Consider the following 24,000-nt stretch of genomic DNA (forward strand, 5'->3'; position numbering starts at 1 on the left):
CCCGATGACCGCTTCGCCCACGCCCTTCTACGGCTCCGATTTCGACGCCCTCGCCGCGTTCGACCCCGAGATCTCGGGGGTGCTGCTGTCCGAGCTGGACCGGCTGCGCAGCGGCCTGCAGCTGATCGCCAGCGAGAACATGTCCAGCCCCGCGGTGCTCACCGCGCTGGGCTCGACACTGTCCAACAAGTATGCCGAGGGCTACCCCGGCCGCCGCTACTACGGCGGGTGCTCGGAGGTCGACAAGGCCGAGAACCTGGCGATCGAGCGGTGCAAGAGCCTGTTCGACGCCGAGCACGCCAACGTCCAGGCCCACTCCGGCGCGAGCGCCAACCAGGCCGTCTACGGCGCGTTCCTCAAGCCCGGCGAGACCATCCTCGGCATGTCGCTGCCGATGGGCGGGCACCTCACGCACGGCACGAAGGTCAGCTTCTCCGGCAAGTGGTTCAACGCCGTCGGCTACGGCGTGGAGAAGGAGTCGGAGAACATCGACTACGCCGAGGTCGAGGCGCTCGCCAAGGAGCATCGGCCCAAGGTGATCCTCGCCGGTGGATCGGCCATCCCGCGGCTCATCGACTTCGAGTTCTTCCGCAACCTGGCCGACGAGATCGGCGCGATCTTCTGGGTCGACGCCGCGCACTTCATCGGCCTGGTCGCCGGGAAGGCGATCCCCTCGCCCGTCCCGTACGCCGACGTAGTCACCTTCACCACTCACAAGGTGCTGCGAGGTCCCCGCTCCGGCGCGCTCGTCTGCAAGGCCGAGCACGCGGCGAAGCTGGACAAGGCCGTCTTCCCGATGATGCAGGGCGGGCCGCAGATGCACACGATCGCGGCCAAGGCGGTCAACTTCAAGGAGTGCGCGACGCCCGAGTACGCCGCGTACGCCCGCCAGGTCATCGAGAACGCGCAGCAGTTGGCGACGTCGCTGGGGGAGAAGGAGATCCGTCCCACCACCGGCGGCACCGACACCCACCTGTCCCTGCACGATCTGCAGGGCGTGCAGGTGACCGGTGCGCAGGCGGAGGAGCGGGCGGACGCCGCCGGCATCGTGCTCAACAAGAACGCGATCCCGTTCGACCCGCAGAAGCCCAACGTCGCCTCCGGCATCCGCGTCGGCAGCCCCAGCGTCACGACGCAGGGGATGGGCACCCCCGAGATGGTGCAGATCGCCGACCTGATCCACCGGGCCATCACCCAGACCGACGGTGACCCCGACCACCCGGTCGCCAAGGACGTCCGCGCCGAGGTCACCGACCTCGTGGGCCGCTTCCCGGCGTATCCCCGGCCGGCCTAGGGCTTCGGCCGGACCAGCCCCGTCTCCCAGTGCGTGAATACCTGCTTGTCGCGGTCGTCGCCGGGGTCGTCACCTACCTGACGACACCCGCGATCCGCTGGCTGGCGGTGCGGTTCGGAGCCGTCACCCCGGTACGCGGGCGTGATGTGCACTCGGTGCCGATCCCGCGACTCGGCGGGGTCGGGATGCTCCTCGGTTTCGCGGCCGCGGTGCTCATCGCGAGTCGGCTGCGCCACGCGTCGAGCCTTCTGCACGGCGCGAACCATCAGGTGTTGGCCGTCCTCATCGCGGCCGCGTTCATCACCGCGGTGGGTGCCATCGACGACTTCCGCGAGCTGGACCCGTTGACCAAGTTCGCCGGGCAGCTGATCGCCGCAGGGGTGATGGCGTTCGGAGGCGTGCAGCTGTCCGCGCTGCCGACCGGCGACTCCTACACGATCCTGCCGCAGCCGATCCTGATCCTGCTCACCTTCGTGATCGTCATCGCGATGACCAACGCGGTGAACTTCGCCGACGGGCTCGACGGGTTGGCCGCTGGGTTCGTGGCCATCGCGGCGGTCGCGTTCTTCCTGTGGGCCTACCAGGTCGCGCACGTCTACCTGAACCCCTCCGACAGCGTCTTCAGCGCCTCGGCCTTCGTCTCGGCGGTGACGGCGGGGTGCTGCCTCGGCTTCCTGCCGCACAACTTCTTCCCGGCGCGCCTCTTCATGGGGGATGCCGGCGCACTGCTGCTCGGACTGCTCCTGTCGGCCTCGACCATCACGTTCACCGGGGCCCTGCAGCCCAGTCAGGTGAAGTCGCAGTCGGCGGCGTTCTGGGTGCCGATCGCCCTCCCGGTGGCGATCCTCGCCCTGCCGGTCCTGGATGTGATCCTGGCGGTGCGCCGACGGGGACTGCGGTTCTGGAAGCCGGACCGCGGGCACCTGCACCACAAGATGCTCGACATCGGCCACTCCCACCGCCGCGCCGTACTGCTGCTCTACCTCTGGTCGGCCTCGCTCGCACTGGGGGTGCTGATGTTCACGTACGTGTCGACCGCGTGGGCGTTGTCAGCCCTCGTCGTCCTCATCGCGATCAGCGCGGGACTGACCCGTTGGCTCCCGAGGTGGAAGCGCGGCAGGAGCTTGTGATAGTTTTCACAAAGTAGCCGAACGGCTATTTTGCCCCTTCGCGTGACGCCCCGGGAGACCGATGCGGACGCCCACGATCCGGCAGGAGAGCGAGCCCAATGACGGACTCAGTGCCTTCTCAGCCCTCTCAGCCGTCGCCTCACTCCGCACCGGCGCCGGCCCAGCGGGCCCAGCCGTCGCCCTTCGACACCATGCTGAGGACGGCGTTCCTGCCCAGCCTCGGAGCAGGCGTCGTGACCGCCGTCGTGGCATGGATCGTGGCCGGTGGTCGAGCCGGTCTGTCCGCGGCTTTCGGAGCCGCTCTGGCCCTGATCTTCTTCGCAGCCGGTCTGCTGGTGATGCGCAAGGTCATCGACGTGAACGCGGTGGCCCTGATGGCCGCGGCGATGGCCGTCTTCTTCGGCCAGTTGATCCTCGTGCTCCTGGTCATGCTGGCCGCGACCACAGTGCTCGATCTGCAAGCCCTGCCGACGATGATCGGCGTCGTGGTGGTCGTCCTGGTATGGCAGATCTTCCAGGTGCTGGGATTCGTGCGCAGCCGCCGACCGGTCTACGACCCGCCGTCCGCCGGTGGTGAAGTGACGTGAATGACGGTCGACGGGGTCGGGTAGTCTGGGCGCCGGATTTCGCGCTGGAAGGCGCGTCCGTGAGCCACCACCGTCCACCGCCACCACGGTGCGTGCTGTCAATCGCATCAGAAGGTGGCACCACAAGCTGGACAGTTGCTGAATCCATGACGACGAAGGAGACCCTGTGAGCGCGACACTCGCTGCCGCGGCCGCCCCCCACGCAGCGGTCGTCGCCGACGACGGGTTCAAGGCTCCCGGCGTCGCCGACTTCTGGCAGCCGCTCGTCGGCCACGGGGCTTTCGCGTTCACCCGCCCGGCCCTGGTCCTCCTCCTCTCGGTGGGACTGCTCGGCTGGTTCTTCGTCAGCGTCAGTCGCAAGCTGGAGGTCGTCCCGAGCAAGCGGCAATTCAAGGCCGAACTGGTCTACGGCTTCGTGCGCGACACCATCGGCCGCGACGTCATCGGCAGCAAGGACTTCCGCCGCTTCCTGCCGCTGCTCTTCACCCTGTTCACCGTCATCCTCGTGAACAACCTCGCGGGAATCATCCCGTTCGTTCAGTTCCCGACCTTCAGCCGGATCGCCTTCCCCATCGTCGCCGCACTCATCGTCTACGTGGCCTACCACGTCGTGGGTGTGCGGGCGAAGGGCGGCGTCGGGCCGTACATGAAGTCGATCATGCCGCCCGGCATCCCCTGGTGGATCGCCTGGTTCGTCTACATCCTCGAGCTGGTCACGTTCTTCATCACCCGCCCGTTGACGCTCGCGCTGCGACTCTTCGGCAACATGCTGGCCGGTCACCTTCTGCTGCTGGTCTTCACGGTCGGCGGGGAGTACATGCTGCTGCACGGAGGCAACATCGGCATCCGGGGCGCCGGTGTGGTGTCCTTCCTCTTCACCATCGTGATGACGCTCTTCGAGCTCATCATCGAATTCCTGCAGGCCTTCATCTTCACCATGCTGGCGGCCATCTACATCGCCGGCGCACTGGCCGAAGAGCACTGAGTCCCCACCTGACTTCACACGCGTCCGACGTGTCGACATCCGAGTCGACTCGCCAACGAAAGGAAACACAATGAAGGGCAGTCTCTCGATCGTCGGCTACGGCCTCTCCGCGATCGGCCCCGGGATCGGCATCGGCCTGATCTTCGCGGCATACATCAACGGCGTCGCCCGTCAGCCGGAGGTCCGCGGTCAGCTGCAGACCATCGCCTTCATCGGCTTCGCGCTGGCCGAGGCGCTCGCCCTGCTGGGTCTGGTCTTCGGTTTCGTCTTCACCTGATCGAGGCGTACACCTCGACATACGTCAATCACGCCCGACACGCGGACAGAAGGACTAAGCCGTGCATATTCCAACGCAGGTCACTGCGGAGAGCCCATGGGCCGAGGCCGGTCACGTGATCATTCCGCACTATGCGGAATTGATCATCGGACTCATCGCGTTCGCGGTCATCTACGCCCTCTACGCCAAGTTCGTCGTGCCGCGTCTGGAGCAGATGTACGACGAGCGCACCGCCGCGATCGAGGGCGGGATGGCACAGGCCGAGGAAGCGCAGGCCCAGGCCGCCGCTGCCAAGGAGAAGTACGAGGAGCAGCTGACGCACGCTCGTGCGGAGGCCTCGCGCATCCGCGAAGAGGCCAAGGCGCAGGGCGCGACGATCATCGCCGAGGCCCGGGAGCAGGCAGGCACGGAGGCCGAGCGGATCGTGGCCTCTGCGCACAAGCAGACCGAGGCCGAGCGTCAGCAGGCGTCGGTGCAGCTGCGCAACGAGGTCGGGACCATCTCGACCAACCTCGCCAGCCGCATCGTCGGTGAGTCCCTCGACGACGAGACCCGTCGCCGCGGGATCGTCGACCGCTTCCTGGCAGACCTGGAGTCCGGCGACGTCAAGCCGGAGAAGGTCGGGTCCACCGGCACGTCGGACGCTGGGGCGGGCAACTGATGGATGGCAGTTCGCGGGCGTCGTACGTCGCCGTACGAGGCACGCTGCGCGAGCAGCTCTCGGACGGGGCCGACGCGGGCGCCGTGGGGGAGCAGCTCTTCGCTGTGACCTCGGTGCTCGACAGCAGCGCCTCGCTGCGGCGTGCGCTCGCCGACCCGTCGGCGACGGATGACGCCAAGGCCGGTCTCGCCGACCGTCTCTTCGGCGGCAAGGTGGGCGACCAGACGCTGGCCGTCGTCCGGGCCCTCGCGAACAAGCGGTGGGCTGCCGAGCGCGACCTGGCCGACGCCGCGGACGGACTCGCCGTCGAGGCGGTCCTGACCGGCGCCGACCGCGCGGGACGGATCGACCAGGTCGAGGACGAGCTCTTCCGCTTCGAGCGGATCGTGGCGGGCAACCCCGAGCTGCGCGACGCGATGACCGATTCGCAGCGCAGCGGCGAGGACAAGGGCGGTCTCGTGCGCACCCTGCTCGACGGCAAGGTCGCACCCGAGACCGAGCTGCTGGCACGCCAGGCCGCCGACCATCCCCGTGGCCGGCGCTACGAGCGGGTGCTGGACTCCTACGTCGCGACGGCGGCACGGCTGCGCGAGCAGCTGACCGCCACCGCGTTCGTCGCCCATCCCCTCGACGAGGACCACCGGGAGCGGCTGGCACGTGCGCTGACGCAGATCTACCGCCGCGAGGTACAGGTCAACGTCATCGTCGACCCGCAGGTCGTCGGCGGCGTCCGGGTGCAGGTCGGTGACGAGGTCATCGACGGCAGCCTCGCGAATCGACTGGACGAAGCCCGACGGTTGATGTCGAGCTGATGCACGCAGGCCGGCGTACGCCGGTCACCTTGAACCGACAGCCCATGCTTGACCGGCCGCAGCGGCCGACACGAAGGAGAAGAAGATGACGGAGCTCTCGATCCGCGCAGACGAGATCCGGGACGCCCTGGAGGGATACGTCTCCTCCTACGAGCCCGGCGCCGCCGCGCGCGAAGAGGTCGGCCGGGTGAGCGACGCCAGCGACGGCATCGCCCACGTGGAGGGCCTTCCCTCGGCCATGACCAACGAGCTGCTCCGCTTCGAGGACGGCACCCTGGGTCTGGCCCTGAACCTCGACGTGCACGAGATCGGCGTCGTCGTCCTCGGTGAGTTCGACGGCATCGAGGAGGGCCAGGAGGTCAAGCGGACCGGCGAGGTGCTCTCCGTGCCCGTCGGCGACGCCTTCCTCGGCCGGGTCATCGACCCGCTCGGTCACCCCATCGACGGTCTGGGCGACATCAAGCCCGACGCGCGCCGCGCCCTGGAGCTGCAGGCGCCGACCGTCGTGCAGCGCAAGTCGGTGCACCAGCCGCTCATGACCGGTATCAAGGCCATCGACGCGATGACCCCGATCGGCCGCGGCCAGCGTCAGCTGATCATCGGCGACCGCAAGACCGGCAAGACCGCGATCGCGACCGACACGATCATCAACCAGAAGGCCAACTGGGAGTCCGGCGACCCGGAGAAGCAGGTCCGCTGCATCTACGTCGCCATCGGCCAGAAGAACTCCACCGTCGCCGAGGTCCGCGGCGCCCTGGAGGAGGCCGGAGCGATGGAGTACACGACCATCGTCAACGCCTCCGCGGGTGAGCCGGCCGGCTTCAAGTACCTCGCGCCGTACACCGGCTCGGCCATCGGCCAGCACTGGATGTACGACGGCAAGCACGTCCTCATCGTCTTCGACGACCTGTCCAAGCAGGCCGAGGCCTACCGCGCCGTGTCGCTGCTGCTGCGTCGCCCGCCGGGCCGCGAGGCCTACCCCGGCGACGTGTTCTACCTGCACAGCCGTCTGCTGGAGCGTTGCGCCAAGCTGTCCGACGAGCTGGGCGCCGGGTCGATGACCGGTCTGCCGATCATCGAGACCAAGGCCGGTGACGTCTCGGCGTACATCCCGACCAACGTCATCTCGATCACCGACGGTCAGATCTACCTGCAGGCCGACCTGTTCAACTCCAACCAGCGTCCCGCCGTGGACGTCGGTGTGTCGGTCTCCCGCGTCGGTGGCGCGGCCATGACCAAGGCCCTCAAGGCCGTCACCGGTTCGATCAAGGTCGACCTCGCGCAGTACCGCGAGATGCAGGCCTTCGCGATGTTCGCCTCCGACCTGGACGCGGCCTCGCGCCGTCAGCTGGCCCGTGGTGAGCGGCTCATGCAGCTCTTCCGCCAGCCGCAGAACGCGCCGTACCCCCTGGAGGACCAGGTCGTCAGCATCTGGGCCGGCACGACCGGTCAGATCGACGACATCGAGCCGGAGGACATCGGCCGCTTCGAGCGGGAGTTCCTGGAGTACCTGCGCCGCGAGGACAAGGGCACCCTGGACTCGATCCGCGAGACGCAGAAGTTCGACGACGACAGCCGCAGTGCGCTGGAGTCGGCGGTCAAGAAGTTCAAGCAGCAGTTCGAGCCCACCGCCAAGAAGGGCGACTCCGGCCCCGGCGCCGAGTCGCACGACGAGATCGACAGCAACGAGGTCGACCAGGCGAAGATCGCCCGGCAGAAGAGCAAGCAGGACTGAGCGGGGCGCCCCGGTACGCGCGTACCGGGGAATCCCCACTCTCGTTCTCGATCACCACAACGGAAGGGCACTCATGGCAGGGCAAATGCGGGTCTACCGACAGCGCATCCGCTCGGTGCAGTCCACCAAGAAGATCACCCGCGCGATGGAGCTCATCGCCGCGTCCCGGGTGGTCAAAGCGCGTCAGGCCGTCAACAAGTCGACCCCGTACGCGCTGGCACTGACCCGTGCGTGCTCGGCCGTGGCGACCCACTCCAACACCGACCACGTGCTCACCACCGAGCGGGACGACCCCAAGAACGCGGGCGTCGTCATCTTCACCAGCGACCGCGGTCTCGCGGGCGCCTACTCGGTGAATGCGCTGAAGAAGAGCGCCGAGCTCGTGGAGAAGCTCTCGAACGAGGGCAAGCAGGTCTCCCCGTACCTGCTCGGCCGCAAGGCGATCGGCTACTACCGGTTCCGCCGTCGTGAGGCGACCAAGACCTGGGAGGGCTTCTCCGACAGCCCCACGTTCGAGGTGGCCCGCGAGATCGGCGAGCGCGTCGTGGAGGACTTCCGCAAGGGAGCCGAGAACGGCGGCATCGACGAGGTGCATCTGGTCTACACGCGCTTCCACAACATGGTCGTGCAGGAGCCGGTGGTGCTGCGGTTGCTGCCGCTGGAGATCAGCGACAGCGACGACGTCGATGGCGATGGTCAAGCGGACGCCGTCGCGCCCCTCTACGAGTTCGAGCCCGGCCCCGAGCAGGTCCTCGACGCGTTGCTGCCGAAGTACGTCACGGCACGCATCTTCAACGCGCTGCTGCAGTCGGCCGCCTCCGAGCTGGCCGCCCGCCAGCGCGCGATGAAGTCCGCGACCGACAACGCCGAGGAACTCATCAAGACCTACTCCCGCCTCGCCAACCAGGCGCGCCAGGCGGAGATCACCCAAGAGATCAGCGAGATCGTTGGCGGGGCCAGCGCGCTCGAAGACGCCAGCTGACCCGGCTACGACGAAGGACTGAACATGAGCACAGTTGCCACCCCAGAGAAGGACCAGACCGCCCCTGAGGCGGGCGGCGTCGGCCGGATCGCCCGCGTCATCGGACCCGTCGTCGACGTGGAGTTCTCGGTCGACTCGATGCCCGAGATCTACAACCTGCTGACTCTCGAGGTCGACCTCACCGGCGAGAACATCGAGGGCGAGGGCAAGACCCACGTCAACCTCGAGGTCGCCCAGCACATCGGCGACAACATGGTCCGCGCGATCTCGTTGCAGCCGACCGACGGCGTCGTGCGCGGCGCCCCGGTGCAGGACACCGGCGGCCCGATCAGCGTGCCCGTCGGCGACGTCACCCTCGGCAAGGTCTTCAACGCCACCGGTGACTGCCTGAACCTCAAGGACGGCGAGAAGCTCGACATCACCGAGCGCTGGGGCATCCACCGCCGCTCGCCGGCGTTCGACCAGCTGGAGTCCAAGACCCAGATGTTCGAGACCGGCATCAAGGTCATCGACCTGCTCACGCCGTACGTGCAGGGCGGGAAGATCGGCCTCTTCGGTGGTGCCGGTGTCGGCAAGACCGTGCTGATCCAGGAGATGATCGCCCGCGTCGCCCGCGACCACGGTGGTGTCTCGGTGTTCGCCGGTGTCGGTGAGCGCACCCGTGAGGGCAACGACCTGATGGTCGAGATGGAAGAGGCCGGCGTGCTGGGCCAGACCGCCCTCGTCTTCGGCCAGATGGACGAGCCGCCGGGCACGCGTCTGCGCGTGGCCCTGTCGGCGCTGACCATGGCGGAGTACTTCCGCGACGAGCAGAACCAGGACGTGCTGCTCTTCATCGACAACATCTTCCGGTTCACGCAGGCCGGTTCCGAGGTCTCCACGCTGCTCGGCCGGATGCCGTCCGCGGTGGGTTACCAGCCGACGCTGGCCGACGAGATGGGTGTGCTGCAGGAGCGCATCACCTCCACCCGCGGCCACTCGATCACCTCCATGCAGGCGATCTACGTGCCGGCCGACGACTACACCGACCCGGCGCCCGCCACGACGTTCGCGCACCTGGACGCCACGACCGAGCTCTCGCGTGACATCGCCTCGATGGGCATCTACCCCGCGGTGGACCCGTTGAGCTCCAGCTCGCGCATCCTGGACCCGCGCTACATCGAGCAGGACCACTACGACACGGCCGTCCGGATCAAGGGGATCCTGCAGCGCAACCGCGAACTGCAGGACATCATCGCGATCCTCGGTATCGACGAGTTGTCCGAAGAGGACAAGGTGCTGGTCAACCGGGCGCGCCGGATCCAGCGCTTCCTGTCCCAGAACACCTACGTCGCCAAGCAGTTCACCGGCATCGAGGGTTCGACCGTGCCGCTCTCGGAGACGATCGAGGGCTTCACCAAGATCGCCGACGGCGACTACGACGACACCCCCGAGCAGGCGTTCTTCATGTGCGGTGGCCTCGAGGACGTCGAGCGCCGCGCGAAGGAACTGCACGAGCAGGGCGACTGATCGCTTCGGTCCCACCCGTTTCATCCAGAACGGCCACCCGGCACACCCGGGTGGCCGTTCCGGCGTTCGGGTCCCGTGTATGCCACGCCGCGTACGGGGTCGAGGTGGGGGTTCTGCGTCTGTGGCCAGGGCTGCAGCACTGGCCACCAACGCAAACCGGCGGCACCGACGCAGACTGTCCGCCGAGGACGCACATCGGCGGCACCGACGCAGACTGTCCGCCGGCGACGCACACCGGCAGCACCGGCTGAGCGCGCGTCGGGCCGGGCCGGAGCAGGTCAGCCGGGGTCGGGCTCGGCGCGGCTCGCCAGCGCGACGCAACTGCCGAGGGTGACCGCGAACCCGAGCACCGCGACGATCGCCAGGTGCCGGCGTACGTCGTCGCCCAGGAAGGCGAGCCCGATCGCGGCCGGCAGCACGGTCTCGACGGCGAAGGTGACGGCAGCGACCGTCGTCGTGCGGCCGCGGTCGAGCGCGAGGCCGTAACAGACGGTGGCGAGCACGCCGTGCGCGACGAGTGCCCAGAACGTCACTTCGCCGAGCAGCCGCCACCAGTCGTGAGGGATGAACAAAATGCGCGCGGCCACGCCCACCATCCCGAAGCCGGCGCCGGCGGCCGCGGCCAGCGTGAGCGCCGACGACCCGGCGTCGCGTACCGCCCACCAGCCCGTGGCGATCACCGCCGCGACCACCGCCGCGGCCGCCAGCAGCAGCCACCCGGCGAGATGACCGACGTGCTTGGCCGGCCCCTCGTGAGCACTCACCGCCAGGAGCGCAAGACCGAGCACCACCCCGACCAGCGCGCCGATCTCCCTGCCGCGCAGGCGGACTCCGAGGAAGAGCACGGCGAGCACCGCGGTGAAGGCCACCGATGAGGCCACCGCCGACTCGACCAGGAACAGTGGCAGGGTCCGCAGCGCGGCGGCGGAGAAGACGAAACCCAGGCCGTCGAGCAGCAGCCCCCAGAAGTACATCGAGGCGCCCGGCACGCGGGCGCGCCACCCCGGGTCGGACGGCAGCGCGGAGAGCCGGCGTACGCCGATCGCCTGCAGGATGGTCGCGGCGCCGTACGCGATCGCCGCCGCGAGCGCACCGAGCAGGCTGAGCGTCACGGGGACGTCAGCGCGGGCGTGACATGGCCACGCGGCGGGCCTGGTCGGCGTAGCGGTCGTCGACCGCGCCGGGGGAGAACTCGCCGTAACGGTTGTCGACGGCTTGTGCGAGCAGCCGGTCCGCGAGCCGCGGGTTCTTCGGGAGCACCGACCCGTGCAGGTAGGTGCCGAGCACGTTGCGGTGCCGCGCGCCCTCGGTGCCGTCCTCGCCGTTGTTTCCCGCGCCCTGTACGACGGTCGCGAGCGGCTGGGCGCCCGCACCGAGGTAGGTCTTCCCGCTGTGGTTCTCGTAGCCCACGAGGTCGCCGACGTCAGGGTGGCGGGTGGTGATGTTGCCGATGAGGCGGGTGGTGCCGCCGACGGTGTGCACGTCGAGGAGACCGATGCCGGGCAACCGCCGGCCGTCGACGGTATCGAAGTGGTGGCCGAAGAGCTGGTAGAGCCCGCACACCACGAGCATCGGCACGTCGGCCTCGGCCAGGTCGTGCAGGCGCGGGCCGATCTTCTGCAGGTCGTCCACGATGACGATCTGCCCGCTGTCCTGTCCGCCGCCGCCGACGATGAGGTCGACGTCGTCCGGGAAGGTGTCGCCGGGGTTGTAGTCCACCACCTCCGGGTCGTACCCGTGCCAGGTCAGGCGCTGTTTCAGCACCAGGGTGTTGCCCCAGTCGCCGTAGATGTTCATGTCCCGCGGGTAGAGCTGCAGGATGCGGACCGGCCTGCTCATCACGCGACCACCTTGTCCAGAGCGCCCTTGGTGCCGAGCACCTTTCGGATGGCCAGCATGGCCGTGTAGGTGCAGTAGATGCGCTTGTCCTGCCCTGTGGTCGAGCGCAGGAATTCTTCGACCGCGCGCTCCGGATCGGGGGTGACCACCCCGACCGGCACGTCGTCGTACTGCAGGCGCAGCGCCATGTCGTACGCGCGGACCCCGGCCACTGTCGTGACCCCGCCCGCGCGCAACGACGCGAAGTCGACGTCCCACAGCCAGCTCATGTCGCGCCCGTCGGCGTAGTTGTCGTTGATCGCGATCATGGTGGCGGTGTCGGCCGGGTCGTACGACGAGAGGGCGAGCCGGAAGCCGGCCGGGTTCTTCACCAGCACCATCGCGCAGGTCTGCCCGTCGATCTGCAGCGTCTCGCCGCGACCGAACGCCGGTCGCACCTTCGCCAGTGCCTCCAGCATCTGCGGCTCGCGCAGGTCGTCGCCGAGGACCGCCCGCGTGAGCGCGATGGCGGCCGTGGCGTTGAGCACGTTGTAGACGCCGGTCAGCATCAGGTGCGCGCTGTGACTGCCGCCCGCGTAGGAGATCTCCGCCCGGTCGCCCTCGAAGGAGTCCAGCTGGGTGTCGTCCACGTACGTCGCGGGGGCCGGGTGGGGCGCACCCTCCGAACCGCCGTACAGGTTGTCGTCGGAGGGGAAGCTCGCGGACAGCGCGGCGCTCGTGCCGTAGCTGCGCAGCGTCGGGCCGGTGATGCCCTCGGCGAAGACCCGCGCACCGAGCCGGGGGTCGTCGCGGTTGACCACGACAGCCTCGGTCGTGGCGCGGGCAATCGACTGCAGCATCCGGGCGGTGTGATCGATCTCACCGAAACGGTCGAGCTGGTCGCGCATCACGTTGAGCAGGAGGCAGTAGCGCGGCGCGATCTCCTTGACGAAGTGCACCGCGTGCGCCTCGTCGAGCTCCAGCACCGCGATGTCCGCCGGCAGGTGGCCGCGCACGTCGACCGCGCCGAGCAGCGCGGCCGCGACGCCGCGCACGAAGTTGCTGCCGGTGCGGTTGGTGAAGACCCGGAGGCCTTGTGACTCCAGCAGGTCCACCACGATCTTGGTGGTGGTCGTCTTGCCGTTGGTGCCGCTGACGACGACCACCCCGCGGGGCAGGGTGGCGAGCACGCGGCGTACGTACGACGGGTCGAGACGCTCGACGAAGAGGCCGGGAAAGGCCGAGCCCCCACCGCGCGCGAGGGCTGCGCGACGGACGACCTTGCCGAGCACGGTGGTCACTGGGATCGGCACCCGGCGATGGTATCCGCCCGGGGGCGCCGGCCCGGGGACAGGCCGACTGGAATCCGGCGGGTACCCGGTAGGCTTGGCGGGTCCGACAGACCCGGCCGGCGCCTGAGCGATGCCTCGCATCCCGGCGCCCGACCTAGGAGTAGCACCGTGGCCCCACTCGACGTCCAACTTGTCGCCGCCGACCGTCTGGTCTGGGAGGGCGAGGCGAACGGGGTGAGCGCCCGCACCACCGAGGGCGAGCTCGGGATCCTGCCCGGCCACGCACCGCTGCTGTCGGTGCTCGTGGATGGCGAGGTGCGTATCGACCCCGCCGACGGCCAGCGTCGTGTCGCGAAGATCGACGGTGGTTTCGTCTCGGTCGACAACGACAAGGTGACCGTCGTCGCCGAGACCGTCGACGCCTCCGACTTCTGAGCCACGGCGCATCGGTAGAGCAGGGCGACCGGCCCCGTGAGCAAGAGCTTCCTGCACTCCAGTGAGCTGGTCGCGTTCGGTCTCGGTGTCCTGCTGGCTCTGATCGCTGTGGCAGTCATCGCGTTCGTACTGCGCAATCGATCGATCGGGCGCGGTCACACGGCGTATCTGGTGGCGGTGCAGAAGGGCCCGCACTTCCGCCTCGGTCAGGCTCAGGTGTCGACGTCGAGTGTGCGCTGGTACGGCATGCGCAGCATGTCGGTGCGCCCGTCGCAGGTATGGCGGCGGGGCGACCTCGAGCTGGGTCCGCCGCGGCCGGCTCCCAAGAACTCGTCGATGGTGCTGACGGATCCGGTGCGCGTCACCTGTCGGATCGACGACCGGACCTTCGAGATCGCGATGAACAACGCCGACTACACGGCGCTGCGCTCCTGGTCGGAGTCGGCACCCCCGGCATCCACGCCGACGTCGCGTGAGAGTGACGGAGCCCGGCTGGGTGCAGCACGTCGTCTGGTGGCAGGTCTACCCCCTCGGGGTGGCCGGCGCCGACACGACCGGGGCATCGCGGGCGCCCACACCGGCGCTCGCGAGGATCGGCGACTGGATCGACTACGCGGTCTCCCTCGGCGCCTCCGGGATCGCTCTGGGACCGGTCTTCGGCTCGAGCACCCACGGTTACGACACCACCGATTACCGGCGGATCGACGAGCGTCTCGGCACCGACGCGGACTTCGACGCCCTCGTGGAGGCGGCGCACGCTCGTGGCGTGCGGGTGCTGCTCGACGGGGTCTTCAACCACGTCGGGCGCGAGCACCCGGCTTTCCAGGACGTGCTCGCCCGGGGTGCCGACTCGGCGTACGCCGGGTGGTTCCGGCTGCGCTGGCCCTCCGGTCCTGACGGCCCGCCGGAGTACGACGACTTCGAAGGGCACGCACAGCTCGTCGCTCTCGAGCACTCCTCGCCGGCGGTCGCCGACATGGTGACCGACGTGATGCGACATTGGCTGGACCGCGGCGCGGACGGCTGGCGACTGGACGCGGCGTACGCGGTGCCGCCGGCCTTCTGGTCGCGGGTGCTGCCCGGCGTGCGCGAGAGCCACCCCGACGCGTACATCGTGGGGGAGGTGATCCACGGCGACTACCCGGGCATCGTGCGCGAGTCCGGGATGGACGCGGTCACCCAGTACGAGCTGTGGAAGGCCATCTGGAGCTCGGTGCACGACGGGAACCTCTTCGAGCTCGCCGCCGCGCTGCAGCGGCATGACGACTTCCTCGACGCGTTCGTGCCGCTCACCTTCGTGGGCAACCACGACGTCACCCGGATCGCGAGTCACATCACCGACGAGCGCCACATCGCGCATGCCGTGGCCGTGCTGCTGACGGTGGGTGGCACGCCGAGCATCTACTACGGCGATGAGCAGGCGTTCCGGGGCGTGAAGGAGGAGCGCGTCGGGGGCGACGACGAGATCCGCCCGTCGCTTCCCCCGCACCCGGACGAGCTGTCACCGCTGGGGGAGCCGACGCTGCGGCTGCACCAGGAGCTGATCGGGCTGCGCCGGCGCCATCCGTGGCTGCACACCGCGCACACCTCGGTGGTCGAGCTCGCCAACGCCACGATGGTCTACGACGTGAACGGCGACGGTGGCGAACGGCTGCGCGTCGCGCTCAACCTGAGCGACGACGGCTACGGCGTCGACGCGGACGGGTTGTCGCTGCAAGCCGGTTCGGCGTCCGGCACCGGCGACCGCTTCACCGTCGACGCGCACGGCTGGGCCGTCCTCGGCTGATCGGCCCTCGATTCACTCGTGCAGCCGCACGGTGTACGACGCGGAGCCGACCTTCCACGTGAGTGTGGAGGGCGTGTGGCCGGCCCGGATGGCAACCTGGTCGGGCCAGATCAGGGTCTGCGCGCCGAGGGTGGGTAATGCTCTCGCACCCAGACCCTCCATCGAGACATGGGTCGCGCTGCCTGCCACGAGGTAGAACGGCATCCCCCGCAGGTGGCCGACCGTGACTCTGCCCCGCGCAGGGGTCGGTAGTTCGGTGGTCGCGTCGGCGTGCTGCGCCAGGTGAGCCTCGCAGTCGGCGAAGGCGAACAGCCTCACCACGGTCCGCCCGGCGACCGGTGGCCCCACGATCACGAGTCGCTCGACTCCGGACGTGTCTCGGACCGAGACGCCCGCGCACGACGCCGCTGTGCCGGCGCGGGTGTCGGGGGCCCGGTCGTGCAGCAAGGGTGTGACGATCACCCCGATCAGGACGGCTGCAGCCACGGCGACAACGCTCCGCCGCACGACCTTCCGGCGGGATCCCTGTCGACGTACGAGCCGTTCGGCGTCGGCCACGACGTCCGAGGCGGCGACGGTCAGGTGGTCCGGTAACGGGGTGCGTGCGAGCTCGTCTCGCATCCACCGCTCGAATCCAGCGTCGTCGGACACTTCAGTCGGCATCGGCGAGTCCTTCCGCATCGGAATGGAGCCTTCGCAGGGTCGCGAGCCCGCGTGACCCGGCGGACTTCACCGCCCCCAGTGACAGACCCAGAACGCCTGCGACGGCGGCCTCGGGTAGGTCTGCGTAGTACCGCAGGACCACGACTTTGCGCTGACCCTCGGGGAGTTGCGCGAGCAGGCGAACGATCTGGTCCCGCTGGTCCACCACCGCCGTAGCGGTCCGGTCGAGCGCGCGGGCCGACACGGGCTCGGGGACGTCGGAAACGGTCACCTCACGCCGCGTCCGACGCCACGAATCGACGTTCTCGTTGACCAGGATGCGCCGGGTATAGGCGAGTGCCTCCGGTCGGCGGATCCCGGGCCATGCGACGTAGGCCCTGACCAGCGCGGCCTGTACGAGATCGTGAGCCGCATCGGCGTCGCCGGTGAGCAACCAGGCCGTGCGCAGCAGGTGGGCGCTCGATGCGGTGACGAACTCCGCGAAGTCGTCGTTGCCCCGCTCACCGGGTCCCGTCACGCTGCGCCTCACCCCCTCAATACGGCGACGGAGCCGGAAAGGTTGCCCGAGGTCAGCGACCTCCGCCCGGCTTCCACTGCACGTCGCCGCCGTGGTCGAGATTGGCGGTGCGGGCGGCGAGGAAGAGCAGGTCAGAGAGTCGGTTGAGGTAGCGCGCCGTGAGCGGGTTGACCCCGCCCGGCTCGGCGGTGCCCACGGGAGCCTCGCCGTCGCCGTACTCGGCGATCGCGGCCCAGGTGGAGCGTTCGGCGCGCCGGGCGACGGTCCGCGCGAGGTGCAGGTGGGCTGCTCCGACCGATCCGCCGGGCAGGATGAACGAGCGCAGCGTCTCCAGCTCCTCGTTGAGCCGGTCGCAATCGGCCTCCAGCTCATCGACCCACGCTGCCTGTACGCGCAGCGGCGGGTGCTCCGGGTCGGCCACGAGCGGCGTACACAGGTCGGCACCCACGTCGAAGAGGTCGTTCTGGACGCGGCGCAGCATCGTGGTGAGGTCCGCGCGCAGCTCACCCGCCGCGACTGCCACGCCGATGCAGGAGTTGGCCTCGTCGACATCGGCGAAGGCGATCAGGCGCGGGTCGTTCTTGCCGGTGCGGCTGAAGTCGCCGAGGGAGGTGCTGCCGTCGTCGCCGGTGCGGGTGTAGATCCTGCTGAGGATGACCATGGCCCGATCCTCTCAGGGTCCGGTGCCGCCGCGCTGGCGACGGTGGCACCGGTAGATCCGAGAGCCACTGGCCGACCTGTGGCTGTCGGCCTTGCCTGCGCCGGGGTGGGTGGTCAGCCGACGGCGGTCGCCGCCGCGCGGCGCGGGTCGGCCGCCGCGAAGAGCGCCCCGTCGCCCGAGCGGTAGGCCGCCCCCACCCCGCCGAAGTACATGGCGCGGGGCGGGTGCGCCACGGCATCCCGGCCGACCAGCGCCGCCTCGATGGCGGCGTCGGGCTCGTGCTGCACGACCTCCCGGTCGCCGGCGAGCTGCACGTGCAGCCGCGGTGCGTCGATGCCCTCCTGCAGGTCGGCGTCGGCCAGACAGTAGCGCCCCATCACCTGCATGAGCGCCGAGGTGATCCGGTCGGCGCCGGGACTGCCGATGGCGAGCAGACCCCCGTCATCGCTACGCGCGGTGGTCGGCGCCATGTTCGAGGCGATGCGGGTGCCGGGCGGCAGGGCGTGCAGTCCGAGACGGTTCAGCTCCGGCTCTCCCAGACAGTTGTTCAGGACGAGTCCGGTGCCGGGCACCGTGACGCCGGAGGAGTATCCGGCCGACGAGGTGATCGAGCACGCGGTGCCGGTCGCGTCGACCACCGAGACCTGCACTGTGTCGCCGCTGGTCGACAGAGCGGCGCGCGCATCGTCGGTGGCGCCGTTCAGCAGCGCGGTGCCGGCGGCCGTCAGGTCGACCGCGGTGTCCAGGTGCGCCTCGCGGTAGCGCAGCACCCGGGTCTGCACATCGATCAGCGCAGCGGGGTCGGTGCCGGTCTCGGCGAGCATCCGCAGCATGGTGGTGAGGACCGGACCGCCGATGGACGGAGGCGGATTGGTGGCGATGTCCCAGCGGCCGAGACGTGTTCGGTTCGCAGGGCGGGCCGTCGCGGTGTACGCCGCAAGGTCCGCCCTGGTCAGCAGACCGCCCTCGCGCTGGACGTGCTCGGCGACCGCGTCGGCCAACTCGCCGTCGTACAGCGTCGAGAAGCCCCGCCGGCCGATCGTTTCGAGGGTGTCCGCGAGGTCGGGGTTGGTCATCGTGTCACCCGGGCCGAGCGGTGTGTCGTCCTGGAAGTGCGCCTCGCGGGTCACCGGGTCGAATGCGTAGAGCGGGTCGCCGACCAGCTGCAGATAGCTGCCGGCCGCCGAGCCGAGCTCGAATCCGTCGCGCGCAGCGGCGACCGCGGGCGCGAGCACGTCCGCCAGGGAGGCCCGCCCGAAGCGCTCCCGTGCCAGCGCGAAGGCAGCGAACGATCCTGGCGTGGCGGCGGATCCGGCTCCGCCGTAGACGGTGATGCCGCCGGCGTAGTTCAGCGCCATCTCCCGCAGCCCCTCGCCGAAGCGCTCCGGGGGAGGCCGTGCCCCGGCATCTCGCAGTTGCCGTCGATCACGACAGGGGAGCCGTCGGCGGCCCAGACGTTGACGAACGCACCGCCGAGCGCGCTGACGATGCCCGGCTCGGTCACATAGGCCACCATCACCGCGGCGATCGCGGCGTCCACGGCGCTTCCTCCGGCGTGTGCGACGGAGAGCGCCGCATCGGTCGCCAGCCGGCTGGGCGCGGCGACCGCGATACTCGTCATACGGTCAGAAGAGCCGGGTGGTCACGTCGTCGATGCCGCGCAGGGCGTCGTAATCCAAGGTGACACAACGGATCCCGCGGTCCTGTGCCAGCACACGCGCCTGCGGTTTGATCTGCTGGGCGGCGAACACCCCGCTCACCGGGTGCAGGTGCGGGTCGCGGTTCAGCAGCTCCAGGTAACGGGTGAGCTGCTCGACCCCGTCGATGTCGCCGCGGCGTTTGATCTCGACGGCGACCGTGGCGCCGCCCGCGTCGCGACACACGATGTCCACCGGGCCGATGGCCGTGGGGTATTCGCGGCGCACCAGGGAGTAGCCGTCGCCGAGGGTGTGGATGTGCTCGGCGAGCAGTGCCTGCAGCTGCGCCTCGACGCCGTCCTTGACCAGGCCCGGGTCGATCCCCAGGTCGTGAGAGGAGTCGTGCAGCACCCCGTGGATCAGCACGCGCAGGCGGTCCTCGGACTTGGCGTGCTGCACCGACCAGGTCATCACCACGCCGGTCTCGCGCTCGTCCTCGGTGGGCTCCACCTGCGCCATCGCGCAGGGCGGGGACATCCAGTTGAGCGGTTTGTAGGAACCACCGTCGCTGTGCACCAGCACCGAACCGTCGGCCTTGACCATGAGCAGCCGGGTTGCCAGAGGCAGATGGGCGGTCAGTCTTCCGGTGTAATCCACGCTGCAGCGGGCGATGACGACGCGCACGACCGGCAGCCTAACCGCAGTGGGCGGTCTGGGAGACTGCGCGCATGACGGGCGAGATCGCGCAGGTAGGGGTTATCGGACTGGGCACCATGGGAGCCGGCATCGTTGAGGTCTTCGCTCGCGCGGGATTGCGTGTCGTCGGCGTCGACGGCAGCCAGGAGCTCGCCGACCGCGGACGCGGCTTCCTGGAGTCCTCGACCGGCCGGGCCGTCTCGCGCGGCCGGCTGGCGGAGAGCGCGCAGCAGGAGATCCTCGACAGGGTCACGTGGACCGCCGAGTACGACGCGCTCGCCGACTGCGACCTGGTCATCGAAGCCGTCCCCGAGCGGCTCGACATCAAGACCGCGATCCTCACCAAGCTGGACGGCGTGGTGCGCCCGGACACCGTCCTCGCGTCCAATACCTCCAGCCTGTCGCTCACCGAGATCGCGGCCGCCACAGCGCGTCCCGAGCGAGTCGTCGGCATGCACTTCTTCAACCCCGCGCCCGTGCTGAAGCTCGTCGAGGTCATCACCACCGTGCTGAGCGACGACGCCGTGGTCGAGCGCGTCCGCGATCTGGCCGAGCGGCTGGGCAAGAAACCCGTCGTCGTACGCGACCGCGCGGGCTTCGTCGCCAACGCGCTCCTGATCACCTACCTGGCACGCGCGATCCGCACGTACGAGACCGGGCATGTCAGCCGTGAGGACCTGGACGACGCCGGGCGTGTCGGTGTCGGCTTCCCGATGGGGCCGCTGACGCTGTCCGACCTGATCGGACTCGACGTGGTCAAGGAGGTCTGCGACGTGCTCTACGCCGCCACGCACGACCCGTCGGCGGCACCGCCCGCCCTGCTGCAGCAACTGGTCGCCGCCGGGCGGCTCGGACGCAAGACCGGCTCCGGCTTCTACGACTATGAGAAGGCCGGCTCCGGCACCGTGACACCCGCCGCAGCGCCGGACGACGTGAAGCCCGCGGCACAGGTGGTCGTGGTCGGCGAGTCCGCAGCGGCGTCCGATCTCGCCGGGCAGATCGGCGGCGGAGGCGCCTCCTCGGTGGAGTGGGTGAGCACCGCCGGCGCCCGCGACTCGCTCGCCGGGGTCGACGTCGTGATCCTCGCCAGCGACACCAGCCCCGACTGGGTCGCCGAACTGCTGGCCACGATGGACTCCGGCGCGACGCTGGCCGTCGCGTCGCCGGGCGGTGCTGCGGCGACGCCGGCCGCCTCCGGCGGCGTCACCGTGGTGGCCCTTCGCGTGCACCCGGCGACCAAGGGTGGGCGCCTCGCCGAGGTCCTGCGCTCGACGGGTGCCCCGCAGGTCGCGACGTTGCGCGCGACGTTGTCCGCTGCCGGCTTCGTCGTGGTCGGCGGCCGGTTGCGTGCAGGGGGAGTCGTCGACGCCCTGCTCTACCCGCACCTCAACGACGCGGTGCGGATGCTGGACTCCGGCTACGCCACCGCCGCCGACATCGACACCGCGATGACCGCCGGATGCGGTTACCCCGAGGGCCCGCTGGCGATGATCGACCGGATCGGTCCGGCGCAGGTCGCCGCAGTCCTCACCACGATGCGGGACGAGACGGGCGAGGTGGGATTGACCCCTTCGCCGCTGCTGCGCGAGGCCACCGCCGCCGGCCAGTCGCTGCACGGCTGAGCCGATGCCGCGGCGCAGGCGGCCACCCCGTCGTACTCCCGGCCCGGCACCCGACATCTCGCGGGTGCTGGAGTCAGGCGTGCGCCGCGAGCAGTACGCCGGCGGCGCATGGATGGTGCGCCCGGTGCGGGGCAACGCCAACTGCCGGGTCTACACCTGCCCCGGCTGCAGTCAGCAGCTGCCGGCCTCCCTCGCGCACGTCGTGGTGTGGCCGGACGATGGCCTCGGCGACGTGAGCGACCGGCGGCACTGGCACACGGGCTGCTGGAAGGCCCGGGACCGCCGCCCACCCCGAGGCTCTTGGCGCTAGGCACCCACGGGAGTGGAGTCGCCGCGCGCTCTATAGAGCGCGCGACGACTCCACCCACGCGGCGTCTACATCGTGCGGCCGGCCTCGTGCTTCTTGCGGTAGGCGAGGTTGAGCGCCTCGACGGCGATGGCGAACGCGATGGGGCCGTAGATCGCGGACTTGGACAGATGCACGTCGAAGCCCTCCGCGATCAGCGTCGACCCGATCAGCACCAGGAAGCTGAGCGCCAGCATCTTGACGGTCGGGTGCGCGTTCACGAAGTCGCTGATGCGCCCCGCCAGCACCATCATCAGGCCGATCGACAGCACCACGGCGGCGATCATGATCGACAGCTGGTCGACCATCCCGACGGCGGTGATCACCGAGTCCAGGGAGAAGACCGCGTCGATGAGCAGGATCTGCACGATCACCTTGCCCATCGTGGACGTCACCCCGGTCGCCACGTGGGCCTCGCCGGCGCCCTCGATCTTGTCGTGGATCTCGGTGACGGCCTTGTAGACCAGGAAGAGGCCACCGGCCAGCAGGATCAGGTCACGGCCGGAGAACTCCAGTGCCTGGGCGTCGCCGATCGAGAAGATCGGTGCCGTCAGTCCCACGATCCAGGAGGCGACGGCCAGCAACCCGATGCGCAGCACCAGCGCCAGGGCGAGTCCGATGATCCGCGCCCGCTGCTGCTGGGACTTCGGGAGGCGACCTGTGAGGATCGAGATGAAGACGACGTTGTCGATGCCGAGCACGAGCTCGAGCGCGAAGAGGGTCAGGAAGGCGACCCAGAGGTCCGGGCTGGTGAGGAAGTCCATGATTGACCGGCCAACGATCGATCGCCGGCGGCGGTTCCGGGTCCGTCAGCCGGCGGGCTGCACCAGCTCGACCAGCACGCCGCCGGCGTCCTTGGGGTGCACGAAGTTGACGCTGCTGCCCGCGGTGCCGCGCCGCGGCTCGTCGTACAGCAGCCGCATCCCGCGGTCGCGCAGGGTGGCGCTGACGGCCTCGATGTCGACGACCCGGTAGGCGACCTGCTGCACGCCGGGGCCGGAGCGGTCCAGGAACTTCGCGATCGCCGACTCCGGGGACGCCGGGGCGAGCAGCTGGATCTGCGCGCCGTCCTCGCTGCCGGCACGCAGCATCGCCTCGTGCACCCCCTGGTCCTCGTTGGTCTCACGGTGGGTGAGCCGCATGCCGAACGTCGCCTGGTAGAAGTCGATCGCGGCGTCCAGGTCGGGCACGGCGATGCCCACGTGGTCTACGGCGGTGAAGAGATGGGTGGGCAGGCTCGGCATACCGGCAAGGCTAAAGTGAAACCCGTCACCCGGAAGATCCCGGGACCGTTCGTCCCCGCCCGCAACTCGTTGGAGTAGACCCCTGATGGCCGACAGCGCGACCGATCGCACCCCCGTCCTCGTCGCCGGATCCCGTACGCCGATGGGCAAGCTGATGGGGGGTCTGAAGGACCTGTCCGCAGCCGATCTCGGCGGATTCGCCATCAAGGGCGCCCTCGACAAGGCCGGCATCAGCGGCGACCAGGTCGACTACGTGATCATGGGCCAGGTGCTGACCGCCGGCGCGGGCCAGATCCCCGCTCGCCAGGCCGCGGTCAAGGGCGGCATCCCGATGACCGTGCCCGCCCTCACCATCAACAAGGTCTGCCTGTCCGGCGTCGATGCCATCGCGCTCGCCGCCCAGCTGATCCGCGCCGGCGAGTTCGACGTCGTGGTGGCCGGTGGCCAGGAGTCGATGTCGCAGGCGCCGCACCTGCTGGAGAAGAGCCGCGGCGGGTTCAAGTACGGCGACGTCACCATGCGCGACCACATGGCCCACGACGGCCTGTGGGACGCCTTCACCGACCAGGCCATGGGCGGTCTCACCGAGGACGCCAACAAGGCCGACCAGGAGTTCAGCCGCGAGGAGCAGGACGCGTTCGGGGCTCGCAGCCACCAGCGCGCGGCCCAGGCCTGGAAGAACGGCCTCTTCGACGACGAGGTCGTCAGCGTGCTCATCCCGCAGCGCAAGGGCGACCCGATCGAGTTCCGCGACGACGAGGGCATCCGCCCCGACACCACGGTGGAATCCCTCGCGAAGCTGCGCCCGGCGTTCCGCAAGGACGGCACCATCACCGCCGGCTCCGCGTCCCCGATCTCCGACGGGGCGTGCGCGGTCGTCGTGATGAGCGCGGCCAAGGCCGCCGAGCTCGGGGTCACCCCACTTGCCGAGGTCGGCGAGCACGCTGTCGTCGCCGGCCCCGATTCGAGCCTGCAGTCCCAGCCGGCCAACGCGATCGCTGCGGCCTGCGCCAAGGCCGGCATCGCGCCGACCGACCTCGACCTGGTCGAGATCAACGAGGCCTTCGCAGCCGTCGGGCTGGCCTCGACCAAGCAGCTCGGTCTGGACCCGGAGAAGGTCAACGTCAACGGCGGCGCCATCGCGATGGGCCACCCGATCGGTATGTCGGGTGCGCGCATCGCGCTGCACCTCGCGCTGGAGTTGAAGCGGCGTGGCGGCGGTGTCGGTGCGGCCGCTCTGTGCGGTGGCGGTGGCCAGGGCGACGCACTGATCGTGCGCGTCCCGAAGTCCTGAACACCACCTCGGCGCAA

26 protein-coding genes and 1 pseudogene are annotated in these 24,000 nt (G+C 69.7%); 16 read left to right on the forward strand and 11 right to left on the reverse strand.

The features are described from left to right. Window positions 1–4 precede the first annotated feature (4 nt). The 10 genes from glyA to atpD all read left to right on the forward strand — a co-directional run bounded on the left by glyA (window position 5) and on the right by atpD (window position 9,972). The gene (gene glyA, locus LVQ62_RS08600; RefSeq protein WP_233767477.1) at window positions 5–1,294 is read left to right on the forward strand and encodes a serine hydroxymethyltransferase; all 1,290 of its coding nucleotides are present in this window, start codon (window positions 5–7) and stop codon (window positions 1,292–1,294) included. A gap of 29 nt (window positions 1,295–1,323) precedes the next feature. Continuing rightward, complete coding sequence (locus tag LVQ62_RS08605; protein WP_179482042.1) at window positions 1,324–2,424, forward strand: MraY family glycosyltransferase; 1,101 nt, start codon at window positions 1,324–1,326, stop codon at window positions 2,422–2,424. A 110-nt stretch (window positions 2,425–2,534) separates the two neighbouring features. After that, window positions 2,535–3,011 (forward strand): hypothetical protein, encoded by a 477-nt coding sequence (locus LVQ62_RS08610; protein ID WP_233767478.1) that lies wholly within the window; start codon window positions 2,535–2,537, stop codon window positions 3,009–3,011. Window positions 3,012–3,177: 166 nt separating this feature from the next. Then, on the forward strand, window positions 3,178–3,996 hold the full coding sequence (gene atpB / locus LVQ62_RS08615; RefSeq protein WP_233767479.1) for a F0F1 ATP synthase subunit A: 819 nt from the start codon (window positions 3,178–3,180) through the stop codon (window positions 3,994–3,996). A gap of 70 nt (window positions 3,997–4,066) precedes the next feature. Next, window positions 4,067–4,273 carry an ATP synthase F0 subunit C gene (gene atpE / locus LVQ62_RS08620; RefSeq protein WP_179482036.1) on the forward strand — a complete coding sequence of 69 codons (207 nt, stop codon included), beginning with the start codon at window positions 4,067–4,069 and terminating at the stop codon, window positions 4,271–4,273. A gap of 61 nt (window positions 4,274–4,334) precedes the next feature. Further along, the gene (locus LVQ62_RS08625; protein ID WP_233767480.1) at window positions 4,335–4,934 is read left to right on the forward strand and encodes a F0F1 ATP synthase subunit B; all 600 of its coding nucleotides are present in this window, start codon (window positions 4,335–4,337) and stop codon (window positions 4,932–4,934) included. After that, window positions 4,934–5,746, forward strand: a complete 813-nt coding sequence (locus tag LVQ62_RS08630) for a F0F1 ATP synthase subunit delta (protein WP_233767481.1) — start codon at window positions 4,934–4,936, stop codon at window positions 5,744–5,746. Before LVQ62_RS08625 ends, LVQ62_RS08630 begins: the two co-directional genes overlap by 1 nt. Window positions 5,747–5,831: 85 nt before the next feature. Next, the gene (gene atpA, locus LVQ62_RS08635; protein ID WP_208052993.1) at window positions 5,832–7,481 is read left to right on the forward strand and encodes a F0F1 ATP synthase subunit alpha; all 1,650 of its coding nucleotides are present in this window, start codon (window positions 5,832–5,834) and stop codon (window positions 7,479–7,481) included. A gap of 73 nt (window positions 7,482–7,554) precedes the next feature. Next, window positions 7,555–8,463 (forward strand): F0F1 ATP synthase subunit gamma, encoded by a 909-nt coding sequence (locus LVQ62_RS08640; protein ID WP_233767482.1) that lies wholly within the window; start codon window positions 7,555–7,557, stop codon window positions 8,461–8,463. Between the two features lie 24 nt (window positions 8,464–8,487). After that, window positions 8,488–9,972, forward strand: a complete 1,485-nt coding sequence (atpD, locus tag LVQ62_RS08645) for a F0F1 ATP synthase subunit beta (RefSeq protein WP_208049498.1) — start codon at window positions 8,488–8,490, stop codon at window positions 9,970–9,972. Window positions 9,973–10,250: 278 nt separating this feature from the next. On the opposite strand, the gene LVQ62_RS08650 is transcribed toward atpD, so the two are convergent. Genes LVQ62_RS08650 through LVQ62_RS08660 form a run of 3 tightly spaced genes read right to left on the reverse strand, consistent with a single transcriptional unit; the run spans window position 10,251 to window position 13,097 of the window. Beyond that, window positions 10,251–11,084 (reverse strand): hypothetical protein, encoded by an 834-nt coding sequence (locus tag LVQ62_RS08650; protein WP_233767483.1) that lies wholly within the window; start codon window positions 11,082–11,084, stop codon window positions 10,251–10,253. 7 nt (window positions 11,085–11,091) lie between these two features. Further along, the gene (locus tag LVQ62_RS08655) at window positions 11,092–11,811 is read right to left on the reverse strand and encodes a type 1 glutamine amidotransferase (protein ID WP_233767484.1); all 720 of its coding nucleotides are present in this window, start codon (window positions 11,809–11,811) and stop codon (window positions 11,092–11,094) included. After that, a complete protein-coding gene (locus LVQ62_RS08660) occupies window positions 11,811–13,097 on the reverse strand; it encodes a Mur ligase family protein (protein WP_233767715.1) in 1,287 nt (428 codons plus the stop codon). Before LVQ62_RS08660 ends, LVQ62_RS08655 begins: the two co-directional genes overlap by 1 nt. 153 nt (window positions 13,098–13,250) lie before the next feature. On the opposite strand from LVQ62_RS08660, the gene LVQ62_RS08665 reads away from it, so the two are divergent. The 3 genes and pseudogenes from LVQ62_RS08665 to LVQ62_RS08675 all read left to right on the forward strand — a co-directional run bounded on the left by LVQ62_RS08665 (window position 13,251) and on the right by LVQ62_RS08675 (window position 15,303). Then, window positions 13,251–13,517 carry a F0F1 ATP synthase subunit epsilon gene (locus LVQ62_RS08665; protein ID WP_179482021.1) on the forward strand — a complete coding sequence of 89 codons (267 nt, stop codon included), beginning with the start codon at window positions 13,251–13,253 and terminating at the stop codon, window positions 13,515–13,517. Between the two features lie 108 nt (window positions 13,518–13,625). Next, a pseudogene (locus LVQ62_RS17805) lies at window positions 13,626–13,910 on the forward strand (DUF2550 family protein); the annotation flags it as partial. A gap of 85 nt (window positions 13,911–13,995) precedes the next feature. Next, on the forward strand, window positions 13,996–15,303 hold the full coding sequence (locus tag LVQ62_RS08675; protein WP_233767718.1) for an alpha-amylase family protein: 1,308 nt from the start codon (window positions 13,996–13,998) through the stop codon (window positions 15,301–15,303). A gap of 12 nt (window positions 15,304–15,315) precedes the next feature. Here LVQ62_RS08675 and LVQ62_RS08680 read toward each other — a convergent pair whose 3' ends face one another. From LVQ62_RS08680 to nucS, 6 genes are all read right to left on the reverse strand, one after another. Further along, complete coding sequence (locus LVQ62_RS08680; protein ID WP_233767486.1) at window positions 15,316–15,966, reverse strand: hypothetical protein; 651 nt, start codon at window positions 15,964–15,966, stop codon at window positions 15,316–15,318. Further along, entirely contained in the window at window positions 15,956–16,483 is a 528-nt protein-coding gene (locus LVQ62_RS08685; RefSeq protein WP_233767487.1) for a SigE family RNA polymerase sigma factor, read from the reverse strand. Before LVQ62_RS08685 ends, LVQ62_RS08680 begins: the two co-directional genes overlap by 11 nt. Before the next feature lie 52 nt (window positions 16,484–16,535). Next, entirely contained in the window at window positions 16,536–17,144 is a 609-nt protein-coding gene (locus LVQ62_RS08690; protein ID WP_233767488.1) for a cob(I)yrinic acid a,c-diamide adenosyltransferase, read from the reverse strand. Window positions 17,145–17,257: 113 nt separating this feature from the next. Continuing rightward, the gene (locus tag LVQ62_RS08695; protein ID WP_370639688.1) at window positions 17,258–18,502 is read right to left on the reverse strand and encodes a gamma-glutamyltransferase; all 1,245 of its coding nucleotides are present in this window, start codon (window positions 18,500–18,502) and stop codon (window positions 17,258–17,260) included. Then, window positions 18,493–18,765, reverse strand: a complete 273-nt coding sequence (locus tag LVQ62_RS17810) for a gamma-glutamyltransferase (RefSeq protein WP_370639689.1) — start codon at window positions 18,763–18,765, stop codon at window positions 18,493–18,495. Before LVQ62_RS17810 ends, LVQ62_RS08695 begins: the two co-directional genes overlap by 10 nt. 4 nt (window positions 18,766–18,769) lie before the next feature. Then, on the reverse strand, window positions 18,770–19,465 hold the full coding sequence (nucS, locus tag LVQ62_RS08700; protein ID WP_233767489.1) for an endonuclease NucS: 696 nt from the start codon (window positions 19,463–19,465) through the stop codon (window positions 18,770–18,772). Between the two features lie 44 nt (window positions 19,466–19,509). Here nucS and LVQ62_RS08705 point away from each other — a divergent pair, with 44 nt between their 5' ends. Together LVQ62_RS08705 and LVQ62_RS08710 are read left to right on the forward strand one after the other, a co-directional pair. After that, a complete protein-coding gene (locus LVQ62_RS08705; RefSeq protein ID WP_233767490.1) occupies window positions 19,510–21,099 on the forward strand; it encodes a 3-hydroxyacyl-CoA dehydrogenase in 1,590 nt (529 codons plus the stop codon). A gap of 4 nt (window positions 21,100–21,103) precedes the next feature. After that, window positions 21,104–21,409: a hypothetical protein gene (locus tag LVQ62_RS08710; protein WP_233767492.1), complete on the forward strand. Its 306-nt coding sequence runs from the start codon at window positions 21,104–21,106 to the stop codon at window positions 21,407–21,409. 65 nt (window positions 21,410–21,474) lie between these two features. On the opposite strand, the gene LVQ62_RS08715 is transcribed toward LVQ62_RS08710, so the two are convergent. Both LVQ62_RS08715 and mce read right to left on the reverse strand, forming a co-directional pair. Next, a complete protein-coding gene (locus tag LVQ62_RS08715) occupies window positions 21,475–22,209 on the reverse strand; it encodes a TerC family protein (protein WP_233767495.1) in 735 nt (244 codons plus the stop codon). 45 nt (window positions 22,210–22,254) lie between these two features. Beyond that, entirely contained in the window at window positions 22,255–22,689 is a 435-nt protein-coding gene (gene mce / locus LVQ62_RS08720) for a methylmalonyl-CoA epimerase (RefSeq protein WP_233767498.1), read from the reverse strand. An 85-nt stretch (window positions 22,690–22,774) separates the two neighbouring features. Here mce and LVQ62_RS08725 point away from each other — a divergent pair, with 85 nt between their 5' ends. Next, complete coding sequence (locus LVQ62_RS08725) at window positions 22,775–23,983, forward strand: acetyl-CoA C-acetyltransferase (protein ID WP_233767501.1); 1,209 nt, start codon at window positions 22,775–22,777, stop codon at window positions 23,981–23,983. Window positions 23,984–24,000 lie beyond the last annotated feature (17 nt).

The sequence above is a fragment of the Allobranchiibius sp. GilTou73 genome (genome assembly GCF_021391335.1).
Lineage (GTDB): Bacteria > Actinomycetota > Actinomycetes > Actinomycetales > Dermatophilaceae > Allobranchiibius > Allobranchiibius huperziae.